This window comes from Paenibacillus sp. HB172176 (genome assembly GCF_011947265.1).
In the GTDB taxonomy this organism is placed as follows: Bacteria; Bacillota; Bacilli; order Paenibacillales; family Paenibacillaceae; genus Pristimantibacillus.
Map to the genome: position 1 here is coordinate 446993 of NZ_JAATHD010000002.1, position 21679 is coordinate 468671.

At 52.9% G+C, this 21679-nt stretch carries 19 protein-coding genes; 1 reads left to right on the forward strand and 18 read right to left on the reverse strand.

The genetic code is table 11. From position 1 onward, the window contains the following. Positions 1–2 precede the first annotated feature (2 nt). Entirely contained in the window at positions 3–3560 is a 3558-nt protein-coding gene (gene addB / locus HFP08_RS04555; RefSeq protein ID WP_168119307.1) for a helicase-exonuclease AddAB subunit AddB, read from the reverse strand. 16 nt (positions 3561–3576) lie between these two features. After that, positions 3577–4944: a class I SAM-dependent rRNA methyltransferase gene (locus HFP08_RS04560; protein ID WP_168119308.1), complete on the reverse strand. Its 1368-nt coding sequence runs from the start codon at positions 4942–4944 to the stop codon at positions 3577–3579. Positions 4945–5042: 98 nt separating this feature from the next. On the opposite strand from HFP08_RS04560, the gene HFP08_RS04565 reads away from it, so the two are divergent. After that, positions 5043–6020, forward strand: coding sequence for a Na/Pi cotransporter family protein (locus tag HFP08_RS04565; RefSeq protein ID WP_168119309.1), 978 nt, complete (start codon positions 5043–5045; stop codon positions 6018–6020). A gap of 6 nt (positions 6021–6026) precedes the next feature. Here the strand turns inward: HFP08_RS04565 and HFP08_RS04570 are convergent, their stop codons facing one another. The 16 genes from HFP08_RS04570 to spoIIP all read right to left on the reverse strand — a co-directional run bounded on the left by HFP08_RS04570 (position 6027) and on the right by spoIIP (position 21639). Then, on the reverse strand, positions 6027–6461 hold the full coding sequence (locus HFP08_RS04570) for an NUDIX hydrolase (RefSeq protein WP_168119310.1): 435 nt from the start codon (positions 6459–6461) through the stop codon (positions 6027–6029). 160 nt (positions 6462–6621) lie between these two features. Then, positions 6622–7962 carry a tRNA (N(6)-L-threonylcarbamoyladenosine(37)-C(2))-methylthiotransferase MtaB gene (gene mtaB / locus HFP08_RS04575; protein ID WP_168119311.1) on the reverse strand — a complete coding sequence of 447 codons (1341 nt, stop codon included), beginning with the start codon at positions 7960–7962 and terminating at the stop codon, positions 6622–6624. A gap of 5 nt (positions 7963–7967) precedes the next feature. Continuing rightward, complete coding sequence (locus HFP08_RS04580) at positions 7968–8765, reverse strand: RsmE family RNA methyltransferase (RefSeq protein ID WP_168119312.1); 798 nt, start codon at positions 8763–8765, stop codon at positions 7968–7970. Positions 8766–8828: 63 nt separating this feature from the next. Next, positions 8829–9500 (reverse strand): site-2 protease family protein, encoded by a 672-nt coding sequence (locus tag HFP08_RS04585; protein ID WP_168119313.1) that lies wholly within the window; start codon positions 9498–9500, stop codon positions 8829–8831. Further along, complete coding sequence (gene prmA, locus HFP08_RS04590) at positions 9500–10507, reverse strand: 50S ribosomal protein L11 methyltransferase (protein WP_168119314.1); 1008 nt, start codon at positions 10505–10507, stop codon at positions 9500–9502. The genes HFP08_RS04585 and prmA overlap by 1 nt, the downstream gene beginning before the upstream one ends. Positions 10508–10807: 300 nt before the next feature. Next, positions 10808–11017: a hypothetical protein gene (locus tag HFP08_RS04595; RefSeq protein WP_168119315.1), complete on the reverse strand. Its 210-nt coding sequence runs from the start codon at positions 11015–11017 to the stop codon at positions 10808–10810. A 3-nt stretch (positions 11018–11020) separates the two neighbouring features. Then, the gene (locus tag HFP08_RS04600; RefSeq protein WP_168119316.1) at positions 11021–11188 is read right to left on the reverse strand and encodes a YfhD family protein; all 168 of its coding nucleotides are present in this window, start codon (positions 11186–11188) and stop codon (positions 11021–11023) included. Between the two features lie 150 nt (positions 11189–11338). After that, entirely contained in the window at positions 11339–12466 is a 1128-nt protein-coding gene (gene dnaJ / locus HFP08_RS04605; protein WP_168119317.1) for a molecular chaperone DnaJ, read from the reverse strand. A gap of 75 nt (positions 12467–12541) precedes the next feature. Beyond that, positions 12542–14377 (reverse strand): molecular chaperone DnaK, encoded by a 1836-nt coding sequence (dnaK, locus tag HFP08_RS04610; RefSeq protein ID WP_168119318.1) that lies wholly within the window; start codon positions 14375–14377, stop codon positions 12542–12544. Between the two features lie 35 nt (positions 14378–14412). Continuing rightward, complete coding sequence (gene grpE / locus HFP08_RS04615) at positions 14413–14985, reverse strand: nucleotide exchange factor GrpE (RefSeq protein ID WP_168119319.1); 573 nt, start codon at positions 14983–14985, stop codon at positions 14413–14415. A gap of 16 nt (positions 14986–15001) precedes the next feature. Then, positions 15002–16027, reverse strand: a complete 1026-nt coding sequence (gene hrcA / locus HFP08_RS04620; protein WP_168119320.1) for a heat-inducible transcriptional repressor HrcA — start codon at positions 16025–16027, stop codon at positions 15002–15004. A 155-nt stretch (positions 16028–16182) separates the two neighbouring features. Then, on the reverse strand, positions 16183–16656 hold the full coding sequence (locus HFP08_RS04625) for an N-acetyltransferase (RefSeq protein WP_481856535.1): 474 nt from the start codon (positions 16654–16656) through the stop codon (positions 16183–16185). A 124-nt stretch (positions 16657–16780) separates the two neighbouring features. Then, positions 16781–17944, reverse strand: a complete 1164-nt coding sequence (hemW, locus tag HFP08_RS04630) for a radical SAM family heme chaperone HemW (protein WP_168119321.1) — start codon at positions 17942–17944, stop codon at positions 16781–16783. A 75-nt stretch (positions 17945–18019) separates the two neighbouring features. Beyond that, positions 18020–19837 (reverse strand): translation elongation factor 4, encoded by a 1818-nt coding sequence (gene lepA, locus HFP08_RS04635; RefSeq protein WP_168119322.1) that lies wholly within the window; start codon positions 19835–19837, stop codon positions 18020–18022. Positions 19838–19915: 78 nt separating this feature from the next. Continuing rightward, positions 19916–20344: an SPX domain-containing protein gene (locus HFP08_RS04640; RefSeq protein ID WP_168119323.1), complete on the reverse strand. Its 429-nt coding sequence runs from the start codon at positions 20342–20344 to the stop codon at positions 19916–19918. 2 nt (positions 20345–20346) lie between these two features. Continuing rightward, positions 20347–21639, reverse strand: coding sequence for a stage II sporulation protein P (gene spoIIP / locus HFP08_RS04645; protein ID WP_240941077.1), 1293 nt, complete (start codon positions 21637–21639; stop codon positions 20347–20349). Between the last annotated feature and the right edge of the window lie 40 nt (positions 21640–21679).

Genomic DNA, 21679 nt, shown 5'->3' on the forward strand with positions numbered 1-21679 from the left:
CATCACTCCTTCTCCAGCTCCTGCCATACCTCGTCCTTGGTTGGTTTGCTCAGCTTCTTGAATGCATTCCCGTCGAACAGGGGATCGAATTGACATAAGGATTTGTAGTGACAAAATTGACATGGCGTCCGCCCTTCCAGGCGATACGGCTCGATCTTCACTTCCCCCGCCTGTACATCGCTGCCGATTTGGGAGATGCGCTCCCGCACCATCCTGCGAAGAATCGTCCAGCGCTCCTGCGAAATAACGGACGACGAGCTGTAGAAGCTGCCGTCCTTCTTCACGCCTACGGGAAGCACTTCGGATTGTCCCGTCTCCAGCTCCTCATCCATCAGCCGCACGATTTCGGCATCCGCGGTCAGCAGGCCCTTAGGCTTATAGCGCTTCAAACGCTCCGCGTTCGCCTCTTTCTCTTCGATTCGGTTGGCCAGAGAGAGCATGGGGTTATGCACATGAAAGTATAATACGCCGGCAGGATCGGCCGGTTTGCCCAGCCACTCTTGACCGAACGTGATTAATACGTCGAGGTAGGTCAGCATCTGCAGCGATAGGCCGTGAATGACCTCCTCCAGCCTTAGCGCTGTCGAACTGGACTTATAGTCCATCACGCGCAGGAGCAGTCCCTGATCGGTCTCCGCAGCGTCAACCCGATCGATCCGGCCAATGACTTCCAACTCATGTCCGCCGCCGAGCGGCAGCACCAGCGAAGGCAGCTCGCCGTCCGGCCCGAAGCCTACCTCCATGCCGACAGGACGGAATACCGCGCGCCTGGCATGCTCGCCAAGCGCAATAGCCGCTCCTGCAACCACTTCCTTCAGCTTGCGGGCAATAAATTGCATGCGCCCGCTGCTAAGCAGAATTTGCGACTGCAGCTTCGGCACGATCGCATCCACAGTCCGGTCGGACGCTTCTCTGATCTCCCGGGAGGATTTTCTTCCCCAGGTTTCGCCCAGCTCCTTGGCGAGCTGGCTGAGCGCCGCATGAAACAGCTGGCCGACATCCGGCGCGTTCAAGCGATACAGCTTGCGTTCGCGAAGCTTGAGACCGTGAATCGCGAAATGCTGGAAAGGGCAGGACACGAACCTCTCCAATCGGGACACGCTCACTTGCATGCGGACGCCGTAAAGGTCGGCGGCAACCGCCTCCGACAGCGCCGTTGCCCGATTGTCGAACGCGAGAGACCGAAGAAGCAGCTGCAGCCTGTCTTGCCACTGCGGGCGCACGGCATACCAATTGTACAAATCCCACCAAAATGGCGGAATCTCGTCCCCCTGCTGCCAATTCCGCAGCATGGATACGAAAGAGGTCAGCGTACGGCCCGGCAGTTGAAGGAACGTTTTCTGCTCTTCCGCAGTCATTGAAGGAGTTGGCTCCAGATGCTCTTCCTGAATCGCGATGCCGGGAAACATTTTACGAAGCTGTCTGATGATCTCGGATGGAAGCAGCGTTTTGCCTTCCTCGTCGGCCTGAGCCCAACTGATCCATAGATGCGCGCTCGGCTTCGTGAAAGCATTGTAGATCATGAACCGTTCATCCAGAAGACGTCTTCTGACGCTTGGCGCAAGCTGCAATCCGTCCTCCGCGAGACGTTCCCGCTCCGCTTCCGTCAGAATGCCGTCCTCTTGCACGCGCATCGGCATGATGCCGTCATTGGCGCCAAGCACGAAGCAGACGCTGATCTTTCCCGCTCGGGTGCGGTCCATGCTGCCTACCAGCACCTGATCCAACGCAGGCGGCACCGACGCCAGATTCATGCTGTCCAGCCCCGCTTCGACCATGCCCGCGAATAGCTCAGGCGATAACGTCTCTTCCCCGGCCAGCTCTACCATTTGATCAAGCAAATCCATGACATTGCCCCATAGCTGACGATGCGTTCTTGATCGCAGCACATTGCCGTTCTCCAGATCGATGTCGCTCCATCGCTCCAAGCGGTCCGCCGCCTGGATTCTGTCCAGCAGACGGTACAGCGCCTCGCACATTTGTGTGACATTGCCCGCCTTTCGCAAAGACTGCTCGAATCCGGCCAAAGAAGGGACAATGGCTTCCCGAGCCTTCATGACCAGCTCGAATTCTTGGCGAGACGCTTCGCTAATGACCGTCTCCATCTCCGAATCCTCTTCCAGCGAGACCGCAGCCTGCGGCCTCCAGCTTCCTGCATCCTGCCATTTCCAGCCATCTATGCCGCTAGCCAATACAAAGTTTTCCAGAAGATCGAACCATTCTCTAGGCAGTCTATCGTCAATCCCAAACAGCAATTCGGTCTTGATGCAGCGGAAAACGGCGTCATAATGCCAGCCTTGCAGAACGGTCTCCAGCGCAGAACGAATAAATTCCACTAGGGGATGATGCGCAGCCTTCTCTCTCTGATCGATGAAATAAGGAATGCGATAGTCCGTGAACACAATGGACAAGTAATTCGCATAATCCTCCGCATTGCGCACAAGAACGGCCATATCCCGCCATCTGATACCATCCTCGCGCGCTCTGCGGATCATATCCCGGGCAACAGACTCCACCTCTGCGCGGCGGCTGGAGACGGCATGCAGAGAAAGTCCTGGAAACGGCGATTCCCGCGAGATATCCGTTTTTAAGTCGACGCCGTCTGTCGGCGAACGGCGAGATGGAAGAAGCGGCACTCGGTCGTCGAAATGCTTCTCAAGATGAGCGAGCGTCCGATTGAAAGCGAATCTCGGCGGCGCTTCTTCACCATTCAAGAGAAGCGGATTCAGAATCTCGGCTCCATGCTGCCCGGCGAGCGCCAGCAGCTTGCCATAGGTTTCAGCGGCGGGGTGAAACAGATCCAGCTCATGTGGAAGTTCTCCAAGCTCATACTCGCGATCCAGCGTTAACGTTACATTCAGATCAGCCGAAGCCGACAGCAGTGCGCCGATCGCTTCGTATTCCGCTGGCGTAAAGCCGTGAAAGCCGTCAATCCAAAACCTCGCGCCGCGCATCGCCGAGGCTTTCCCGAAGCCTTCCCTCAGATGGGTCAAATAATCCTCGGCGTCCACGTATTTGCCTGCCAGCTCCGATTCGAGCTGATCGTAAATCATCGTCAAATCATGCAGCTTGCGTCGCAGCATGGGCGAATGCGTCTCTGAGCGCTTATGAACATCGACAAGCTCCGCGCTGGTAAGCCCGTAACGCTTCCATTCCGTAATCAGCTCCGCGAGACGGTCGATGAATCCGGGCTGACCGGCGCCGCCTTGGAACAACTCCAGCCTCGAAGCGTTGCGCTCCACGATTTTGTACAGCAGCATGTGCTTTCCTGTATCGCCAATCGGCGTCAGCGCCGTTCCGCCCGTTTCCTGCATAACGCGAAAAGCCAGCCTGCGGAAGCTTAACGCTTGCGCACGCAAGGTGCCGCTTAGAGGAGCGCCGACGGAATAACCCTGGTCGCCGCTCAGCAATTCATACTCCGTTTGAAAGGTCGCTTGCTCCGGGACCAGCATAATAAGAGGCGGTCCGATGGGAGCCGCCCCAAGCTGTTCGCGAATTTCACTAAGGCATCTGCCAGTCTTCCCTGTGCCCGAACGTCCAAGAATGAACCGCAATCCCACTCGACATTCCTCCCTCTTATTCCTTGCTCTTGCTGCGCACCTCGAAAATGGCGAACTTCAAATAATGCCCCTCGCTAACGCCGAGTCGCTGCGGGTGATCCTTGCCCGCGGCACGCCATTCCACGAGACGAAGCAGCTTGCCGGCATCCTTGGCCGCTTCGTGAACCGCCTCCAGAAACAGATCGGGAAGCATATGATAGGAGCAGCTTGCCGTGACGAGATAGCCGCCCTCATTGACCAGCTTCAGCCCCTGCAGATTTATGTCCTTATAGCCTCTGCGGGCGCCCGCTACCGCGTTTTTGGTCTTGGCGAACGCGGGAGGATCAAGAATGACCACATCCCAGGTGCGCCCCTCCCGCTCCAGCTTCTTCGCGGTGAGGGCTCCGCCCTCCGATCTCTGCTTTCTCTCCTGAAGGCCGTTCACCTGCGAACGCAAATAATCGAAAGCGTCGGCAACGATGAATTCAACGCGGTCCGAGAAACCGTTTCGCTCTACATTGCTGCGCGCTGTATCAATAGCATGCTGGGACACATCCAGGCAGGTTACCTTCTTCGCCCCGTGCTTGCAAGCGTTCAGCGTGAAGCTGCCGGTATGCGCGAAGCATTCCAGCACCGTTGCACCGTCCCAATAAGGGAAGGATACGCGCTTGCCGTTGCTGTTCACGGGAACGAGACCCGCTTCGGGCTCGTCCTGGAGCAAACCAAGCTTAATGCCGCTCCGCCCGCCCCATCCGGTCATCAGCGGTGCAATCGCAGCCCGATTCTCGCGTTGGTCGAAGAAATAGCCCGTTTTCTGGCCGTTCACGATATCGACTTCCAGCTTCAGACCATTCTCTTCAATCTCTACGATAGAAGGGCATTCGCCATGCAGCAGTCCCGCTCTTTCCTCCAAGCCTTCGAGCTTGCGCACACTGACATCGCTCCGCTCGTAAATGCCCCCAGGCTCGAATACCTCGATTAATGCTTCGAGCAATGCTTGCTTTGCTTTTTCCATGCCAAGCGTGAGCAACTGAACGACCAGCACATCCTTGAAGCGATCCACAATCAAGCCCGGCAAGAAATCGGCTTCGCCGTAGACAAGCCTGCAGTCATGATCAGGCACGAAACGTTCGCGATACGCTTTGCATTCTTGCAATCTCTGTATGAAAAACGCTTTGTCCATCTCCGTAAGCTCTGTATAGGATACGACGCGAACCGTAATTTGAGATTGCGGATTCCAATAGCCCGTCGCGACATATTTGCCCAAGTGAGTCAACACCCGGACCAAATCTCCTGGCTCCGCTTCTCCTTCCAATCTATCAATCTCGCTGCTATAGACCCAAGGATGGCCTTCCTCGATTCTTTTCTTGCGACTCTTCTGCAAAATCACCGAAGTCTGTTCCATGCCTTCTACTTCCTCTCCCTTTGAACAGCTTGTCATGCTCCTCCGCGCTTCCGCATAGCAATATACGAAGCGAATATGCTTTGAAGGAGATTCAGCCTATGTTTCAAACATTAATTATGCCCCTGTTATTCGGATTCGCCGTCTTTCTGTGCGGAATGAAGCTGATGGAGCTTGCGCTTCATCGTCTTGGCGGCCCTTACTTGAATAAGCTGATTCATTCGGCTACCGATACGCCTGTGAGAGGCATGACAACCGGCGCCGTTGCGACAGCCTTCCTGCAAAGCAGCACAGCCGTGACGCTCATCTCGATCGGCATGGTGAATGCCGGCCTGTTGACCTTTCCTCGTACGCTCGGCATTATTCTTGGAACCAATATCGGCACCTGTCTGACGACGGAATTAATTGGTCTTGAAATCCATCAATTGGCATTGCCTTTGCTTGTTTGTTCCATATTGATGTGGCTTGGAACCGTTCTCCTTGCCGAAGTGGGGTTGGTTTCCCGCCTTCAAGCGGTTGGTTGGCTCGATCCCTTCCGCTCAGCGGCAGTCGCGCTGTGCGGCTTCGGTCTCGTCCTCTCCGGGCTCTCGATCATGCAGGCTGCAGGGCCTTATGTTCAGAACAGCGCCATGTTCGACTGGTTCCTCGACAAGGCCTCCTCCAACCTGTGGTGGGGGCTCGTTGCAGGCGCCGTCATTACGGCAGCCGTTCACAGCAGCACGGCCGTCATCGGACTCGCGATGGGCTTTGCCGCAACAGGCGTCCTTCCAGCTCCGCTTGGCATTGCCATCATGCTTGGCGCGAATGTCGGTACATGCATGACCGCCGTCCTCGCTTCCATTGGCGGTTCAAGAGCGGGCCGGCTTGTCGCGGTTTCGCATATTGCGCTGAATGTGGGCGGCGCGCTGCTGTTCATGCCTCTCGTCCATGAGCTGTCGATTGTTTCCGGTTTGCTGTCCCATACGCCTTCCTCGCAAATTGCGAGGGCGCAGACCCTATTCAATATCGTCAGTTCTCTGCTTGCGCTCCCCCTCTGCTATCTGCGCATCCTTCGAAGGCTTGAACCTATCCGTACATGATCAGGCTCAGACCGTCACCTGATAGCCGAGTTGCCGCAAGGCGCCTGCCAATATGCGATGATTGTTGTCATAGCCGGATTGCCTCTGCCTTCTCCAGGCCTCCATCGGCTCAAACCAATCCACGCCGCGTATTTCCTCAATCTGCGCTTGATGGGTCCCTCCAATTGCCTTAACCAAATAATAATGCACTTCCTTATCCACCAAGCCGAATGAGGAATGCTCATACTGATATTTGATTTGATCGATCTCGGACACGATTTCTCCGGTCAGCCCCGTTTCTTCCCGGATTTCGCGCAGCGCGGTTTCCTCGACCGTTTCCCCGGGCTCCATTTTGCCCTTCGGCAGGGAAACCTTGCCGTAGCGATCTTGAATAAGCTGCACCTGCAGCTGTCCTTCCTCGTTGTGGCGGAACACGACGCCGCCAGCCGATATTTCCTTCATAAAGCCTACCCCCCTGCAACATTCGCCCTGACAAGGTTGTTCGATCATCCCATTTCGAACGATTGAACTCGTACTTCTAGTATATGCAGCAAAGGATTCCTTCATCTTTTCCATATTTAACTTGGAAAAGCGAGAGGAATCCTGCAGTTGGCCGCTGTCGCTATGCTTGCTTCGCGAGCTTGTTATCGAGTACCCGCAGAAGCTGTCCTCGACATTCGTTGACGCCCGTCTCCGCAATTTTCACTCTGCACAGCTGTCCAATCAAGGATTCGTCGCCCTCGAAAACAACTTGCAAATAATTATCCGAATACCCCATCACAAGCCCCGTGCCCGGCGCTCCTTTATAGTCGCGTTCCGGAATGACGTCCACGATTTCTCCTTGATAGGCATTCGCATACCTCAGCTGCAGCTTCTCGGACAAATCGATCAGTTGATGCACGCGATCATTTTTCACTTCCTCGTCGACCTGATCCTCCATACGGGCGGCCGGTGTTCCCGTTCGTTTCGAATAGGGAAACACATGCATCTCCGCAAAGCCCATCTCTTCCATGAATGCGTAGCCTCTCTCGAACATTTCCTGCGTCTCGCCCGGGAAGCCTACGATGACATCCGTCGTTATCGCTACGCCGGGCATCGCCTTATGCAAGAGCTTGATTTTCTCCGCGAATTGCTCTGTCGTATATTTACGGCGCATTCGCTTCAGCACCGAATCATCTCCCGCTTGCAGCGGAATATGAAGATGTCGGCACATCTTGGGAGAGCGGTTAAGCACATCGATCATCGCGTCGTCGATTTGGCTCGCTTCAATCGATGAAATGCGAATCCGCTCAAGACCTTCTATTTTGTCCAAATCCCACAGGAGGCTGGTCAAATTGTAGTTCTCCATATCATCGCCATAGCCGCCGGTGTGAATCCCCGTGAGCACGATTTCCTTGTAGCCTGAGGCTACCAGCGCTCTGGCTTGCTCCAGGACGCTGCCCGACTCTCTGCTGCGCGACAAGCCGCGCGACCATGGAATGATGCAGAAGGTGCAGAAGTTATTGCAGCCCTCTTGAATTTTCAGGAATGCCCGTGTGCGTTCCGTGAAATCGGGCACATCCAGTTCTTCAAAGCTTCTCGTCTTCATAATATTGCGCACTGCGTTCAAGGGCTGCCGAGTTTGTTGAAATTGCTCTATGAACGAGATGATTTTCTCGCGATCCTGCGTTCCGATGACGAGATCGACGCCTTCAATCGCCATAATTTCAGCCGGTGAAGTTTGCGCATAGCAGCCGGTGACCGCAATAATCGCATCCGGATTTCGCCGTACAGCGCGACGGATAATCTGCCGACTCTTCTTGTCTCCCGTATTGGTAACCGTGCATGTGTTGATAACATACACATCGGCGGTAGTCTCGAAATCCACCTGCTCGTAGCCCTCCGCCTTGAACAGCTGCCAGATCGCCTCCGTATCATAGAAGTTAACCTTGCAGCCAAGTGTGTAAAATGCGACCGATGGCATAATGGTCACGCTCCTCCCATTTCTCCAGATTCATATAATAAGCAAGTCAATCCGACGATGCCTGCCGTCTCCGTTCTTAAAATCCGTTTGCCAAGACTAACGCAAATCGCGCCGGCTTCCTCTGCCTGCGAGGCTTCCTCCTCAGCGAAGCCTCCCTCGGGGCCTACGACAAGCAGCACCTTCGGAGAATTAGCCTTTTCATCAGCCTTCCCCATTTCTTCCTGCTTAGAACGCCATTCCTTCACCGCCGTCCCGATTCCTCTGCCATGAGCCGCATGTCCCTCTTGCTCATAGCAGAACAAAACGAGATCGAAGCCTTCCGCCGCTTTCAGCAGCTCACGCCAGCTATGGACCTGCGATATGATTGGAATCCGATGCCGATGCGCTTGCTCGGCCGCTTCCTTCGCGATTTTGCTCCAACGCTCCAGACGCTTTGCTTCCTTCTTCCCGTCATACTGCACAATCATCCGTTTGGACTGGAAAGGGAGAAAGGCCATCGCTCCGATTTCCGTGCCCTTCTGAATGACAAGCTCCATCTTGTCCCCCTTGGGCAAGCTCTGAGCAATCGTAATGGACCAGGCAGGCTCGCTGTTGCGAGGAAGCCACTCCACAATCTCCGCGACAACGGATGCAGGCTCGCTTTCGCTGATTCGCGCAAGCGCTGTGCGACTGACGCCGTCGCTGACGATGATCTTCTCATTTGGCTTCATTCGCATGACGCGGACGATATGATTCGCGTCTTCGCCGGTTATGATAACCTGATTATCCCGCATCTGCTCCGGCTCGACAAAATATCGTTGCATGTTCAACCACCTTATTCGATTATTCTTACGCTATCAAAAGCCTGTATAAGCAATTGTTATCATTCAAAGTATGCTCTGAGCGAATTCAAGCGCAAAGCGATATAAAGGATTCACTAAATTAAGAATCGGATCGATCGTAAACTCTCTCAAGTGAGGAATGAAGACAAGCATTAAAAAGATAATGGTTCCCCAATGAATGTTCTGTTCCACCTTGTATCTTACCCGGAGCGGCAGAAATTCAGATACGATTCTATAGCCGTCAAGCGGCGGCAACGGTATCAAGTTAAAGACGAATAATAGAAAATTATAAGAAATAAAATAACCAAGAAACTTGTAAATCGCATCGGTTGATCGATCCATTCCAACATGAATAAATCCACTGTTAATCAGGTAAACAAGCACTAAAGTCCCAATCATCCCAAGAAGAAAATTGCTAATCGGTCCTGCAGCCGAAACAATAATACTCATCGTGCGCGGCTTCCGGAACCGGCTGGCGCGCACGGGTACAGGCTTGGCCCAGCCAAAGCCCGCTATCAATATGAGGAAAAACCCGAGAAAATCCAAATGTGAAACAGGATTTAACGTTACCCGGCCCTCCTTGTAAGCTGTATCGTCACCGAATTTATAAGCCATAAAGGCATGAGCGAATTCATGAACCGTGAAGCACAGAATGAGCGCCAGCACAATAAACGGCAGATCCTCAAGCGGAAATCGAAAAAAACTTTGCAGATCCATCAATTCACCTGCGGTTTTCTAGCTACAAACGCGATCCAATCCGCGTCGCGGCGTTTCTCTACGATTTCAAAGCCCGCCTTCATCAAGCCTTGCTCCACATCCTCTTCCTTATTCATGTACACGCCGGATGCAATATAGATCCCTTGCGGCTTAAGCGAAGCGTAGACATCGTCAATGAACAGCAGAATAATCTCTGCCAGAATATTCGCCACAATCAAATCGACAGGCAGTTGCACCTTCACCTGTGCAGACGTAGCAGGCGAGCCGTTCAATTCCGCGGCAGACTCCGATTCATGCAGCACGCCAAGCAGATCGCTAAGCCTCACTTCGACATCGTCGGACAGATCGTTAAGGCGCACATTCTCTGTGGCGCTCGATACGGCGACCGGATCCAGATCCAGCGCAAGCACTTGCTTAACGCCAAGCCTGCAAGCGCCTATTGCAAGTATGCCCGAGCCCGTGCCTACATCGATCATTGTTTCTCCGCCTTTTATTACGGACTCCAGCGTTTGCAAACATAATGCCGTCGTAGGATGAGTGCCTGTACCGAAGGCCATTCCAGGATCGAGTTCAATAATCCTCTCTCCTTCGCCGGCTTCATAAGCCTCCCATGTCGGCTTGATGGTCAACTTTTCCGATATGCGCAGAGGCTTGAAGTATTGCTTCCATGCCGTCGCCCAGTCTTCGTCATCCACTTCCATAATCGAATATTCGACCATGCCTGGATCAATATCGAAGTCGCGCAGCTCCTCGACGCGAGGCTTTACAGCTGCGAGAAGCTCTTCCATATCGGTTCCTTCCGAGAAATAGCCTTTAATGACGGCTTGTCCTTCCGGAATATCGTTCAAGGGCAGCTCATACCATTGTCCTAGCGAGGTGTCGCGAGGTTTATTCAGCGTGCCCGATTCTTCGATCGAAACGCCTCCGGCGCCATGCTCATGGAGGAAATTCGAGATCATTTCCGTTGCTTCCTCCGTTGTTGCGATCGTTAATTCATTCCATTTCATTCGAATTGCCTCCCAAGTCATAAAAACCTACCCTTCATTGTACACCAGACGCAGTCTGTAGCCAAGTTTTTGCATAAGGTATGTCTGCCGTTATTGAGCTTAATACGACACGCGTAGAACAATACTGATTCAACTTATTGCAAAATGGGAATTGCTGCAATAATACAGGAATGAACTTTCGAATTAGCCGCTCAAGCACAAAAAAACGAAAAGCCGCAAGAACTATTCGTTCATGGCTTCTCGTCTCTCTGGTAAAACCCTTGCCTTATATATTCGCACCCATACACCCTGTCAAAGCTGCTAGAATAAAGCTTCTACGCTAGCCTGTCCGCCAATCTGTTCTATTAATCGAACAGCACGCTCTGAGAGGGCTTTATCGACAGTGGCGTTAAGTCTGCCATGCTCAAGCAGCCCACCGACCTCGATCACGCGCAGCGATTGCAGCTTATGCAGCGCTTCCTGCGCAGCGTATTCAGATGGGAAGGCAGCTTGAATTTCAATGGTGCTCATCCTCTAATCCTGCTGCTTTTCTACACGTTTATCAGCTTCCGCAGCCCTCTGCTGAGCTTTGTGGTCGGCCTCGTCGGCAAGCTCCTCGGAGAACTCGACATCCTCTTCCTTGCCGATTGGAAGCTCGGCGAAATTCACTTTGTCGAGATCTTTGTTTTCTTGATCAGTCATTGCAATATCCTCCTTCGATGTTGTCATGCTGCGCATGCTTCACCGGAATAGATTGTCTCAACGACCATCAATTTATACGCAAAAAAGCGCTCCGCAGCTTCTCACGCGAAACGCTTTATGCAAATGGCGGATGGGATCCTTGAGCTCGGATTATTCCCCTCGAAACGCCTTTTTCATGCGATCGAAGATCGACTCATGATGCTCGCCTTGTACGGAGGACACTTCGCCCGTCAATCCGCCGAATTGACGAAGCAGCTCTTTCTGCTCCTCGGACAATTTCGTAGGCGTTACAATCGTAACCTTCACATGCTGATCGCCGGTTCCGTAGCCGCGCAGCTTCGGCACCCCTTTTCCTTTCAAACGGAAATAGGTACCCGTCTGCGTGCCGGCAGGAATTTTCAGCTTTACCTTCTCCGTCAAGGTTGGAATTTCCACCTCGTCGCCAAGCGTCGCTTGAACGAAGGTGAGCGGTACCTCGCAATAGATGTCATCGCCTTCGCGTTCGAAAAATTCATGCGATTTGACGCGGATAACAATATATAAATCGCCGGACGGGCCGCCGCGCGTTCCGCCCTCGCCCTCTCCGGACATGCGGATTTGCGCGCCTTCGTCGACGCCGGCAGGGATATTGATTTTGATTTTACGCTGTTTTTTCACTTTGCCCGCGCCATGACAGGTGCTGCACTTCTCTTTGATCACCTGGCCGGTGCCGCTGCAATTCGTACAGGCTCTGCGATTGACCATTCTGCCGAATGGCGTATTCTGGACAATCTCTTGCTGACCGCTGCCTTTACATACTGAGCAAGTTTCCGGACGCGTTCCGGGCTTTGCGCCCGACCCGTGACAGGTATCGCAGGATTCCGTTCTCGGAATGGTAATTTCCGTCTCTTTGCCGAACACCGCTTCTTTGAATTCGACGGTCATCGTATACTGAAGATCATTGCCGCGCTGCGGCGCATTCGGGTCGCGTCTTCCGCCCCCCCCACCGAAGAACATATCGAAGATATCGCCGAAGCCGCCGAAATCGGCTCCTCCTGCTCCGCCCATGCCCTGGTTCGGATCGACATGTCCGTACCGGTCATAGGTGCTCCTCTTGCCGTCATCGCTTAGAACATCGTAAGCTTCCTTCACTTCTTTAAACTTGCTTTCCGCATCCGCCGCCTTGTTCACATCGGGATGATATTGGCGGGCAAGCTTGCGGTAGGATTTTTTGATATCCTCGGTCGAGGCATCCTTACCCACGCCAAGCACTTCATAGTAATCACGTTTATTGGCCAACCGTTCTCGCCTCCAAGTCCATGAAAGGAGGTCAAGGACAGGAAACGCCCGTCCTTGACCTCTCGATTAATACCTTTATTTTTTGTCGTCGACAACCTCGTAATCCGCGTCTACAACATTATCCTTGCCTTTGGATGACGGCTCTTCTCCGCCTTGCTCCGCTGCGCCTGCGTCTTGAGCAGCCTGCTCATACAGCTTAACGGAAAGCTGCTGCACAATTTCAGTCAACTCGGCAACAGCCGCGTTGATTTGCTCCAAATCATCAGTAGCGATCGCCGCGGTGACCTTCTCTTTGGCCGCGTTCGCTTTCTCAACCTCGGCAGCGTCAACCTTGTCGCCAAGATCCTTGATCGTTTTTTCAGTTTGATACACGAGTTGGTCGGCAGAGTTCTTCGCATCAACCAATTCGCGACGTTTGCGGTCTTCATCGGCATGAAGCTCGGCATCCTTCATCATTTGCTCGACTTCCGCGTCGCTCAGACCGCTCGAGGAAGTGATCGTGATTTTCTGGCTTTTGCCCGTTCCTTTGTCCAGAGCGGATACGTTAACGATACCGTTCGCGTCAATGTCGAAGGTAACCTCGATTTGAGGCACGCCGCGAGGAGCAGGCGGGATGTCGCTGAGCGTGAAGCGTCCAAGCGTTTTGTTGCCATTGGCCATCGAACGCTCGCCTTGCAGGACATGAATTTCAACGCCCGGCTGATTGTCGGCATAGGTCGAGAATACTTGAGATTTGCTAGTCGGAATCGTGGTATTGCGGTCGATCATCTTCGTGAATACGCCGCCTGCAGTTTCGATGCCGAGGGACAACGGCGTAACGTCCAGCAATACAACATCCTTAACGTCTCCTGTCAATACGCCGGCCTGAACCGCTGCGCCAAGCGCGACAACCTCATCCGGGTTAACGCCTTTATGCGGATCCTTGCCGATCAGCTTCTTCACCGCGTCCTGAACGGCAGGAATACGAGTCGAACCGCCGACGAGTACAACCTTGTCGATATCGCTTGCGGACATGCCCGCATCGCTAAGCGCTTGACGTGTAGGTCCAAGCGTGCGCTCGACAAGAGCCGATGAAAGATCATCGAATTTCGCGCGCGTCAACGACATCTCCAAATGCTGTGGAACGCCGTCAACCATCGTGATGAACGGAAGGGAGATCGAAGAGGATGTTACGCCGGAAAGCTCCTTCTTCGCCTTCTCGGCCGCATCCTTCAGACGTTGAACAGCCGCTTTGTCCTTGGACAGGTCAATGCCTTGCTCTTTCTTGAATTCGGATACGAGATAGTCGATAATCACTTGGTCGAAGTCGTCGCCGCCAAGCTTGTTGTCGCCGCTGGTCGCTTTCACTTCGAAGAAGCCGTCGCCCAGCTCGAGAATCGATACGTCGAATGTGCCGCCGCCAAGGTCATAGACCAAAATCGTTTGATCCTCGGATTTCTCGAGACCGTACGCAAGAGCGGCCGCAGTCGGCTCGTTGACGATACGAAGCACTTCAAGACCTGCGATCTTGCCCGCATCCTTCGTTGCTTGACGCTGACTGTCGTTGAAATAAGCCGGAACCGTAATAACGGCTTGCGTGACAGGCTGCCCCAGATAAGCCTCTGCGTCAGATTTCAGCTTCTGCAGAATAATAGCCGAGATTTCTTGAGGCGTAAATTCCTTGTCGTCGATTTTTTCTTTGTAGCTCGTGCCGATATGGCGTTTGATCGAGCTGATTGTGCGGTCTGGATTCGTAATCGCTTGACGCTTTGCCGTTTCGCCGACTACGCGCTCGCCGTCTTTTTTGAAGCCCACTACCGATGGAGTCGTCCGGTTGCCCTCCGGATTAGGAATAACGACGGCTTCCCCGCCTTCCATTACCGCTACGCATGAGTTTGTTGTTCCCAAGTCAATACCAATTACCTTGCTCATCGTTAAATTCCTCCTTAATCGATCATTGATTTATATTAGCCGCTTACTTTCACCATTGCTGGACGCAATACCTTCTCCTTCAGAATATAACCCTTCTGAACTTCCTCTACGATAATGCCTTCCTCATGCTCTTCGGATTCCACTTGCATGATCGCCTGGTGGAACTCGGGGTTGAAAGGCTCGCCGACGACCTCCATCGCTTTCAGCCCTTCTTGCTCGAGCGTTTGAACGACTTGCCGGAAAATCATGTCAACGCCCTTCGCCAGAGAGTCATAATCCTTATTAGCTGCCGACGCCGTAATGGCGCGTTCAAAGTTATCGACAACCGGAAGCAGTTGAGAGATGAGCTTCATGGAAGCGTACTGTCCAAGCTCTTCCTTCTCCTTCACCGTACGGCGGCGGAAATTATCGAAATCGGCCTGCGCTCTTAAGTATCTTTGCTGACTTTCCTCGGCTTGCTTCATCAGGTCGTTGTATTTGGCGTCTTCAGCGGGAATATCTTCCTCCGCCGCATAAGCTTCCGCCTCAGCAGCCTGCGCTTCTTGCTCTTCGTTTGTTTCTTCCACTACTATATCCTCTGTATCATTATGTTGTTCCTTGGTACTCACCGTTTCACCTCCTTCGCTACCTATACCATCTGCTGAGCAGGATGCTCATATCTTTGGATATCAAATCCAGCAGACTCATTACCTTGCCGTAATCCATGCGGGTTGGACCAAGAATGCCGATCGTCCCGAGCGATTCTCCCTCAATCGTGTACGTTGCCGTAATAAGACTGCAATCGTTAATGGCCTTATGATCATTCTCTGTTCCGATGCGCACTCCTATTCCAATAGGCAGCGATGAGAACAGCTTCATAACGGCGGGAGTTTCATCCAGCAAATCCAGAATCGTCTTCACCTTGTCGACATTTTGAAATTCAGGCTGCGTAAGCATATTGGTCGCTCCGCTCATGAATACCCGATGCTCTTCGTCATTCCGAAGCGCCGTGTCGAGCACTTCAAGAAGCTTCTCGTAATGATCCACATGGCGTTCAAGCTCTTGGCCGATCTCGCTGTATAGCTTCGCTCTCAGCCTGACGAGCGGCACCCCGACAAGTCGTGTGTTCAGAATATTGACAACCTTCTGCATGTCATCCATATTCAATTCCGGCGGAATCGAGATTGTTCGATTCTCAACATGTCCGGTATTCGTTACTATGATCGCCACTGCCGTGGTTGGATTAAGCGGCACAAGCCCAAAATGCTTCAAGGAAGTATTCAGTAGCTCGGGCCCCATCACAATGGAGGTGTAGTTCGTCAGATTGGATAGAATCGTCGCCGTCTGCTGAATAACCTGCTCCATCTGATTCATCTTATCCGTCACGAAGGATCTTACCATGCCCAAATCTTGTTCGTTCACTTCATTGAATTTCAACAAATGATCCACATAATATCGATATCCCTTCGTGGACGGCACGCGCCCGGCCGAGGTATGCGGCTGCTCCAGGAAGCCGAGCTCCTCCAGATCAGCCATCTCGTTCCGAATGGTCGCAGGACTGAAGCCGACATCTCCGCGCTTTGAAATACTGCGTGATCCCACCGGTTCAGCAGAACGAATATAATCATCTACTATGGCATGCAAAATCATACGTTGTCGATCCGTCAGCATTCCAATCCCTCCACTACGAAATATTATCGATTACGCTTCTTCGTTAGCACTCGACCGGAATGAGTGCTAATCGTTAATACAAAAATACCAAACCAGCTTGATCATTGTCAAGTCGGTTCGGCATATTTGCTCCTTCATTTTCATAAATAGGCGCTTTACGAACGAATCTCCCTCAGCACGGCAATCTCGTCGCAGGCGAGCTGCTTGGGGCAGTTGACGCAATCCCTCCATACCTTCTCGGGAAAGATTTCCTTATCGACTACCTGAAAGCCGTTTTTCTCGAAGAAGGAATCCGCGTATGTTAAGGCCATCACCTTCGTGATGCCTTGCTCCTTCGCTTTCTCCATCAGACATTCCACCAGCTTGCTTCCGATGCCGAGACCCTTGTAGCCGTCATTCATACCGAGCGATCTGATCTCGACAAGATTATCTCCCAGACGTGTGAGCGAGCCGCAGCCGACTACCTGTCCGTCAAGCTCCGCTACAACAAACGCGTCTATCGTATGGGCAATCGCTTCTCGTGTGCGAGGCAGCATAATACCTTTCTCGGCATAATCTTTAATAAGATCGAATAAGTTGTCCACATCGCTCATTGTCGCTTCCCTGCATATGACTTGCATCGTTTGCATCGCCGCCTTCACCTCCACGAGATCTCGTCAAATTCAATATGAATAAATATACATCAAAACGCATTAATTCTCAATAGGTATTTCATTCTTCATCGGAGTCAAGACGGCTGCGCCCTCCTCGTTCCTACACGTCAATGAAGGCTCCGAACACTTCATTGCCGAGCAAAACGCCTTGATCCGTCAAACGATAGACGCAATCCTCGCCATGCTCTTTGCGTTCAAGCAACCCTTTCTCTATCAGCTCCCGAATGATATTGCCGAAGCTTTCTTCTATTGATTGTCCGTCAAATTGCTCTGCAAAGGAGGAGGTCCTCACGCCTTCGAGCAAGCGCAGCCCGACCATCATGAAATCCTCCATCGCTTCCTCCTCGGAAACCTGATGCTCCTCAAGCCGCGGCAATCTAGTCGCGCTTGCATCGATATAGGGTTGTATGCCCTTCAAATTCACATGCCGCTTGGCCTTCGCATAACCGTGCGCTCCGGCTCCAAGACCATAGTAGGGCTGATTGCGCCAGTAGACCGTGTTATGCTTGCTCTCATAGCCCGGCTTGGCGAAATTACTGATCTCATAATGCTTGTAGCCGCTCTTCTTCAGCTTGTCCATCAACAGAATGAACATATCGAATTCTTCTTCCTCCGTTGGAAGAGGAAGCTGATTGCGTTCGTAGAGCTTATGGAATAACGTGTTCTCCTCCACCTTCAAACTGTAGATGGAGTAATGAGTTAGATCAAGCTCCAGCGCGCGATCCACGCTGTCGGACAGCTGCTGAAGCGACTGTCCCGGCAAGCCGAACATGAGATCGATCGAGAGATTGTCGAAGCCGGCCTTCCTTGCGTTGTCCAGACTACGATACACATCCTCCACATTATGAATGCGCCCGATGCGCTCGAGCAGCCCCGAGTCGAAGGATTGCACGCCGAAGCTGATTCGATTGACGCCGCCTTCGCGCATGGCAGCCAACTTGTCCGCATCTGTCGTTCCCGGATTCGCTTCCATGGTGAATTCGACCTGGGGCAGAATGGGAAAATGCTTGTGAACAGAACGCAGGAATCTCTCCATCTGCGGCGGTGTCAACACCGTCGGCGTCCCTCCTCCCACGAACACCGTTCTAATGCCCCCGGACGGCAATTCAGCAGCCGTTTTCCGCATCTCTTCTTCCAGCGCGTCCAGATAGAGATCGACAGGCTGACCCTTCAATACATAGGAGGTGAAATCGCAATAATGGCATTTGTTCGTACAGAACGGAATATGGATATAGAGCGCCTCGGGCGCTTGCATTCGACTCATGGTCTTCCTTCCTTTCCTTTTCCTCTCCGAAAAACAAAGAAGGAGAGCGCAGCTCTCCCTCAGCATTTTCAGGCATTAATCCTCGTCAATTTTGAGCACCGCCATAAACGCTTCCTGCGGCACCTCGACATTGCCGACCTGCTTCATGCGCTTCTTGCCTTCCTTCTGCTTCTCTAGCAGCTTCCGCTTCCGGCTAATGTCGCCGCCGTAGCATTTCGCAAGCACGTTTTTGCGCATTGCTTTGACCGTCTCGCGGGCGATAACCTTCGTGCCAATCGAGGCCTGCACCGGCACCTCGAACATCTGCCTCGGAATTAGCTCCTTCATCTTTTCGCAGATGAGACGTCCGCGATGATAGGCGCGATCGCGATGCACGATAACCGATAAGGCGTCAACTTGCTCGCCGTTCAGCATAATGTCCATTTTGACCAAATTCGATTTGCGGTACCCCGACAGCTCGTAGTCGAATGACGCATAGCCCTTCGTATTCGATTTCAATTGATCGAAGAAATCGTACACGATTTCGGAGAGCGGCAAATGATACGTAATGGTCACGCGATTCGTGTCCAAATATTCCATATTGACGAATTCACCGCGTTTGTTCTGGCAAAGCTCCATAATCGCTCCCACGAAATCATTAGGCACGATAACGGCCGCCTTCACATAAGGCTCCTCGACATAATCCAGCTTGCCCGATTCCGGATAATTCGACGGATTATCGATGTCGAGCGTCTCGCCGTTCGTCAGCGTAACCTTGTAAATAACGCTGGGAGCGGTCGTAATAAGCGGGATATTGAATTCGCGCTCGATGCGCTCTTGAATGATTTCCATATGAAGCAGACCCAGAAAGCCGCAGCGGAAGCCGAAGCCAAGAGCGGTCGAGGACTCCGCCTCGTATCGCAGCGACGCGTCGTTAAGCTCCAGCTTGCCGAGCGCTTCGCGCAAATCATTGTAATCCTGCGTCTCGATCGGATACAACCCGCAATAGACCATCGGATTGATGCGTCGGTAGCCGGGAAGCGCGGCAGAAGCCGGCTTCTTCGCATCCGTTACCGTATCGCCCACCCGGGTGTCCTTGACATTCTTGATGCCCGCCACGATAAAGCCGACATCGCCAACGGACAATTCATCGACAATGGTCATTCTCGGCATGAAGGAACCGACCTCAATCACTTCGAATTCTGCGCCGGTGGCCATGAAGCGAATTTTCTTGCCGGCCTTGATGCTGCCGTCGATAATTCGGACATAGACGATGACGCCCTTGTACGCATCATAATGCGAATCGAAAATAAGCGCCTTCAGCGGCTCATCCGGATCGCCGGTCGGAGCCGGCACCTTCTGCACCACCTGCTCGAGAATTTCCTTGATCCCGATGCCCGCTTTCGCCGACGCATGAACCGCTTCGCTGGCGTCGAGCCCGATTACGTCTTCGATCTCCTGCTTCACCCGATCCGGGTCGGCGCTTGGAAGATCGATCTTGTTAATAACCGGAAGAACCTCCAGATTATTGTCCAAAGCGAGATAGACATTCGCCAGCGTCTGCGCTTCGATGCCTTGGGCGGCATCGACGACGAGCAACGCGCCTTCGCAGGCCGCCATGCTTCTGGACACCTCGTATGTAAAATCCACATGTCCCGGCGTATCTATCAAATTCAGCAAATATTCCTCTCCGTCATCAGCTTTGTATGTCAGCCGGACGGCTTGCAGCTTAATCGTAATGCCCCTCTCGCGCTCGAGATCCATTTGATCCAGCACCTGAGCTTGCATCTCGCGCGAGCTTAACGCTCCCGTATATTCAAGAATGCGATCCGCAAGCGTCGATTTCCCATGGTCGATATGCGCGATAATGGAAAAATTTCTAATCTTCTTCTGTCGTTCACGAACATCTGTCATGCCAGAGCCCCCACACATTCCAATAATGCTAATCATTCTGTCTATTATATCAGCTTGCGGGATGCTCAGCAATGCGGATTAGTTGATTAAGCCGTCGAACAAATGGGCTACGAGCTTAATCCCGTTCGTGGAGGCCGACTGCAAAAGCCCTGATGTCGAATCGGCAATCTTGTCCACTGCCGGCTGTCCATCCTGGGGCGGAACCTCCTCAAGCTCCTTCTGCAGCTCGTCTCTGAGCCAATCCCGGTCCGCGCCTTTCCCTGCCAGCTTGCGAATGCGCTCCAGCTCCCGCTCCAGCTCGTCAATCCGTCTTTCAGTCTCTGAAGCTTTATCGGATTGATCCGCTGCGGTCTCCGTAATAGCAGCATTTGTCTCGCTTCCAGCCTGTGTTCCGTCTATCGGTCCGTAGATCCGTTCAATGCCCGTCGTGGACATCTCGATGCCGAACAATACAATTATCGTTAACGCAACGCCCATCATAATCCATTTCCAAGCGCCATGCTTCATCTTTATTCTTCTCCTTCGCCGGATACCTTCTCGGCATCCCAATAAATACCGGAAATCACCTCTGCCAGCGCATCCGCCGTCCGGTATGATTCCTCCAGCGTATTGTCCACGCCGCCGATCTCGATCAGCACGCTGTCCGCTGCAAGCGATTGGTTATATTCGCCATTGCCTGTAGCAGCAGTTTTCCCCCAAATTCCCCTTGAAATACCTGGATACCTTTCTTCGAGCGCATCGTGTATTTGAGTGGCGAAGGCTTCGTTTTCCTTCCAATCCGGGTTTTTGTGACCGATGATGAAATAGACCTGGGCATAGCTTTTGCCTCCAATGTCGACCGTCGTATATTTTCGCTTTTGCGAATCGCGGTGAATATCAAAGAAAAATTTCAGTTTCTTGTTGCTCGCCATCGCTTCCTGCACAGACTTCAAGGAATATTTGTAGCTAAGCTCCCATCGATAGCCCTTAATGACGGAAGGATAATCCGTATCCGAATGCATCGCCCCGACGCCCTCCTCCTCCAGCTTGTCCGCCAATCTCTTGCCTACCAGCGTAATATTCGTCGTGGCGGAGCTGGGATCATTCGACGTGCTCTTGATTTCCGGAAACCAGGATTCGCGGCTATGGGAGTGATAGATGAAGACGACCTTATCATCGCCCGTCGTCGGCTTTGAAGCTTCTCCCTGATCCGGTTTCTTCGTCGGCGTTGGAACAGCGGCAATCTCGTTCCCGCTCGCTCCCCCATCCCCGTTTTGCGCTCCGCCCGCCCCTTGATGCGAATCTTGGGGATTGCTTCCTTGGCCAGGAGCATCGCCGCCATCCCCGTTCTCGCCCTGTACCTGGGGTTCCTGTACCGGAGAATGATCCTGCGGTCCTTCATCGGCGTCAGTGCCGATTCCCTTGCGTATAAGAATCGAATCTCCGGAGCTCATGCCCGGAAGCTCGCCCGCCAGCAAACTCTTGGGATTATTCGGGTTCATATCCGTTAACGTTCGCATGAGGAACACGGAAACTTCCTTGCTTGTCAGCGCTTCGGACGGCAGTCCGCTTTGAAACATTGGCATTTCCATCTCCAGCATATCGCCGAAGAAGCCGCTGGACATCGATGATGCCAATCCGCTCATAGAGTAGATTGGCGATCGTTGGGATTGCGAGTGGATCATAACGGCTGCTCCCAATACAAGGAAGAACAGCATCGAACTCAGCGACAGGACCGAAAATGCCCGTCCTGTAACCAGCACCTGCCTGATTCTGGTCTCAAAGCCCAGTACCGCGGTTTGCCTCAAATTGTGATTCATCATTGAATAACCCTCCTGTCATGCAGTCGAAAGATAAGCCCTC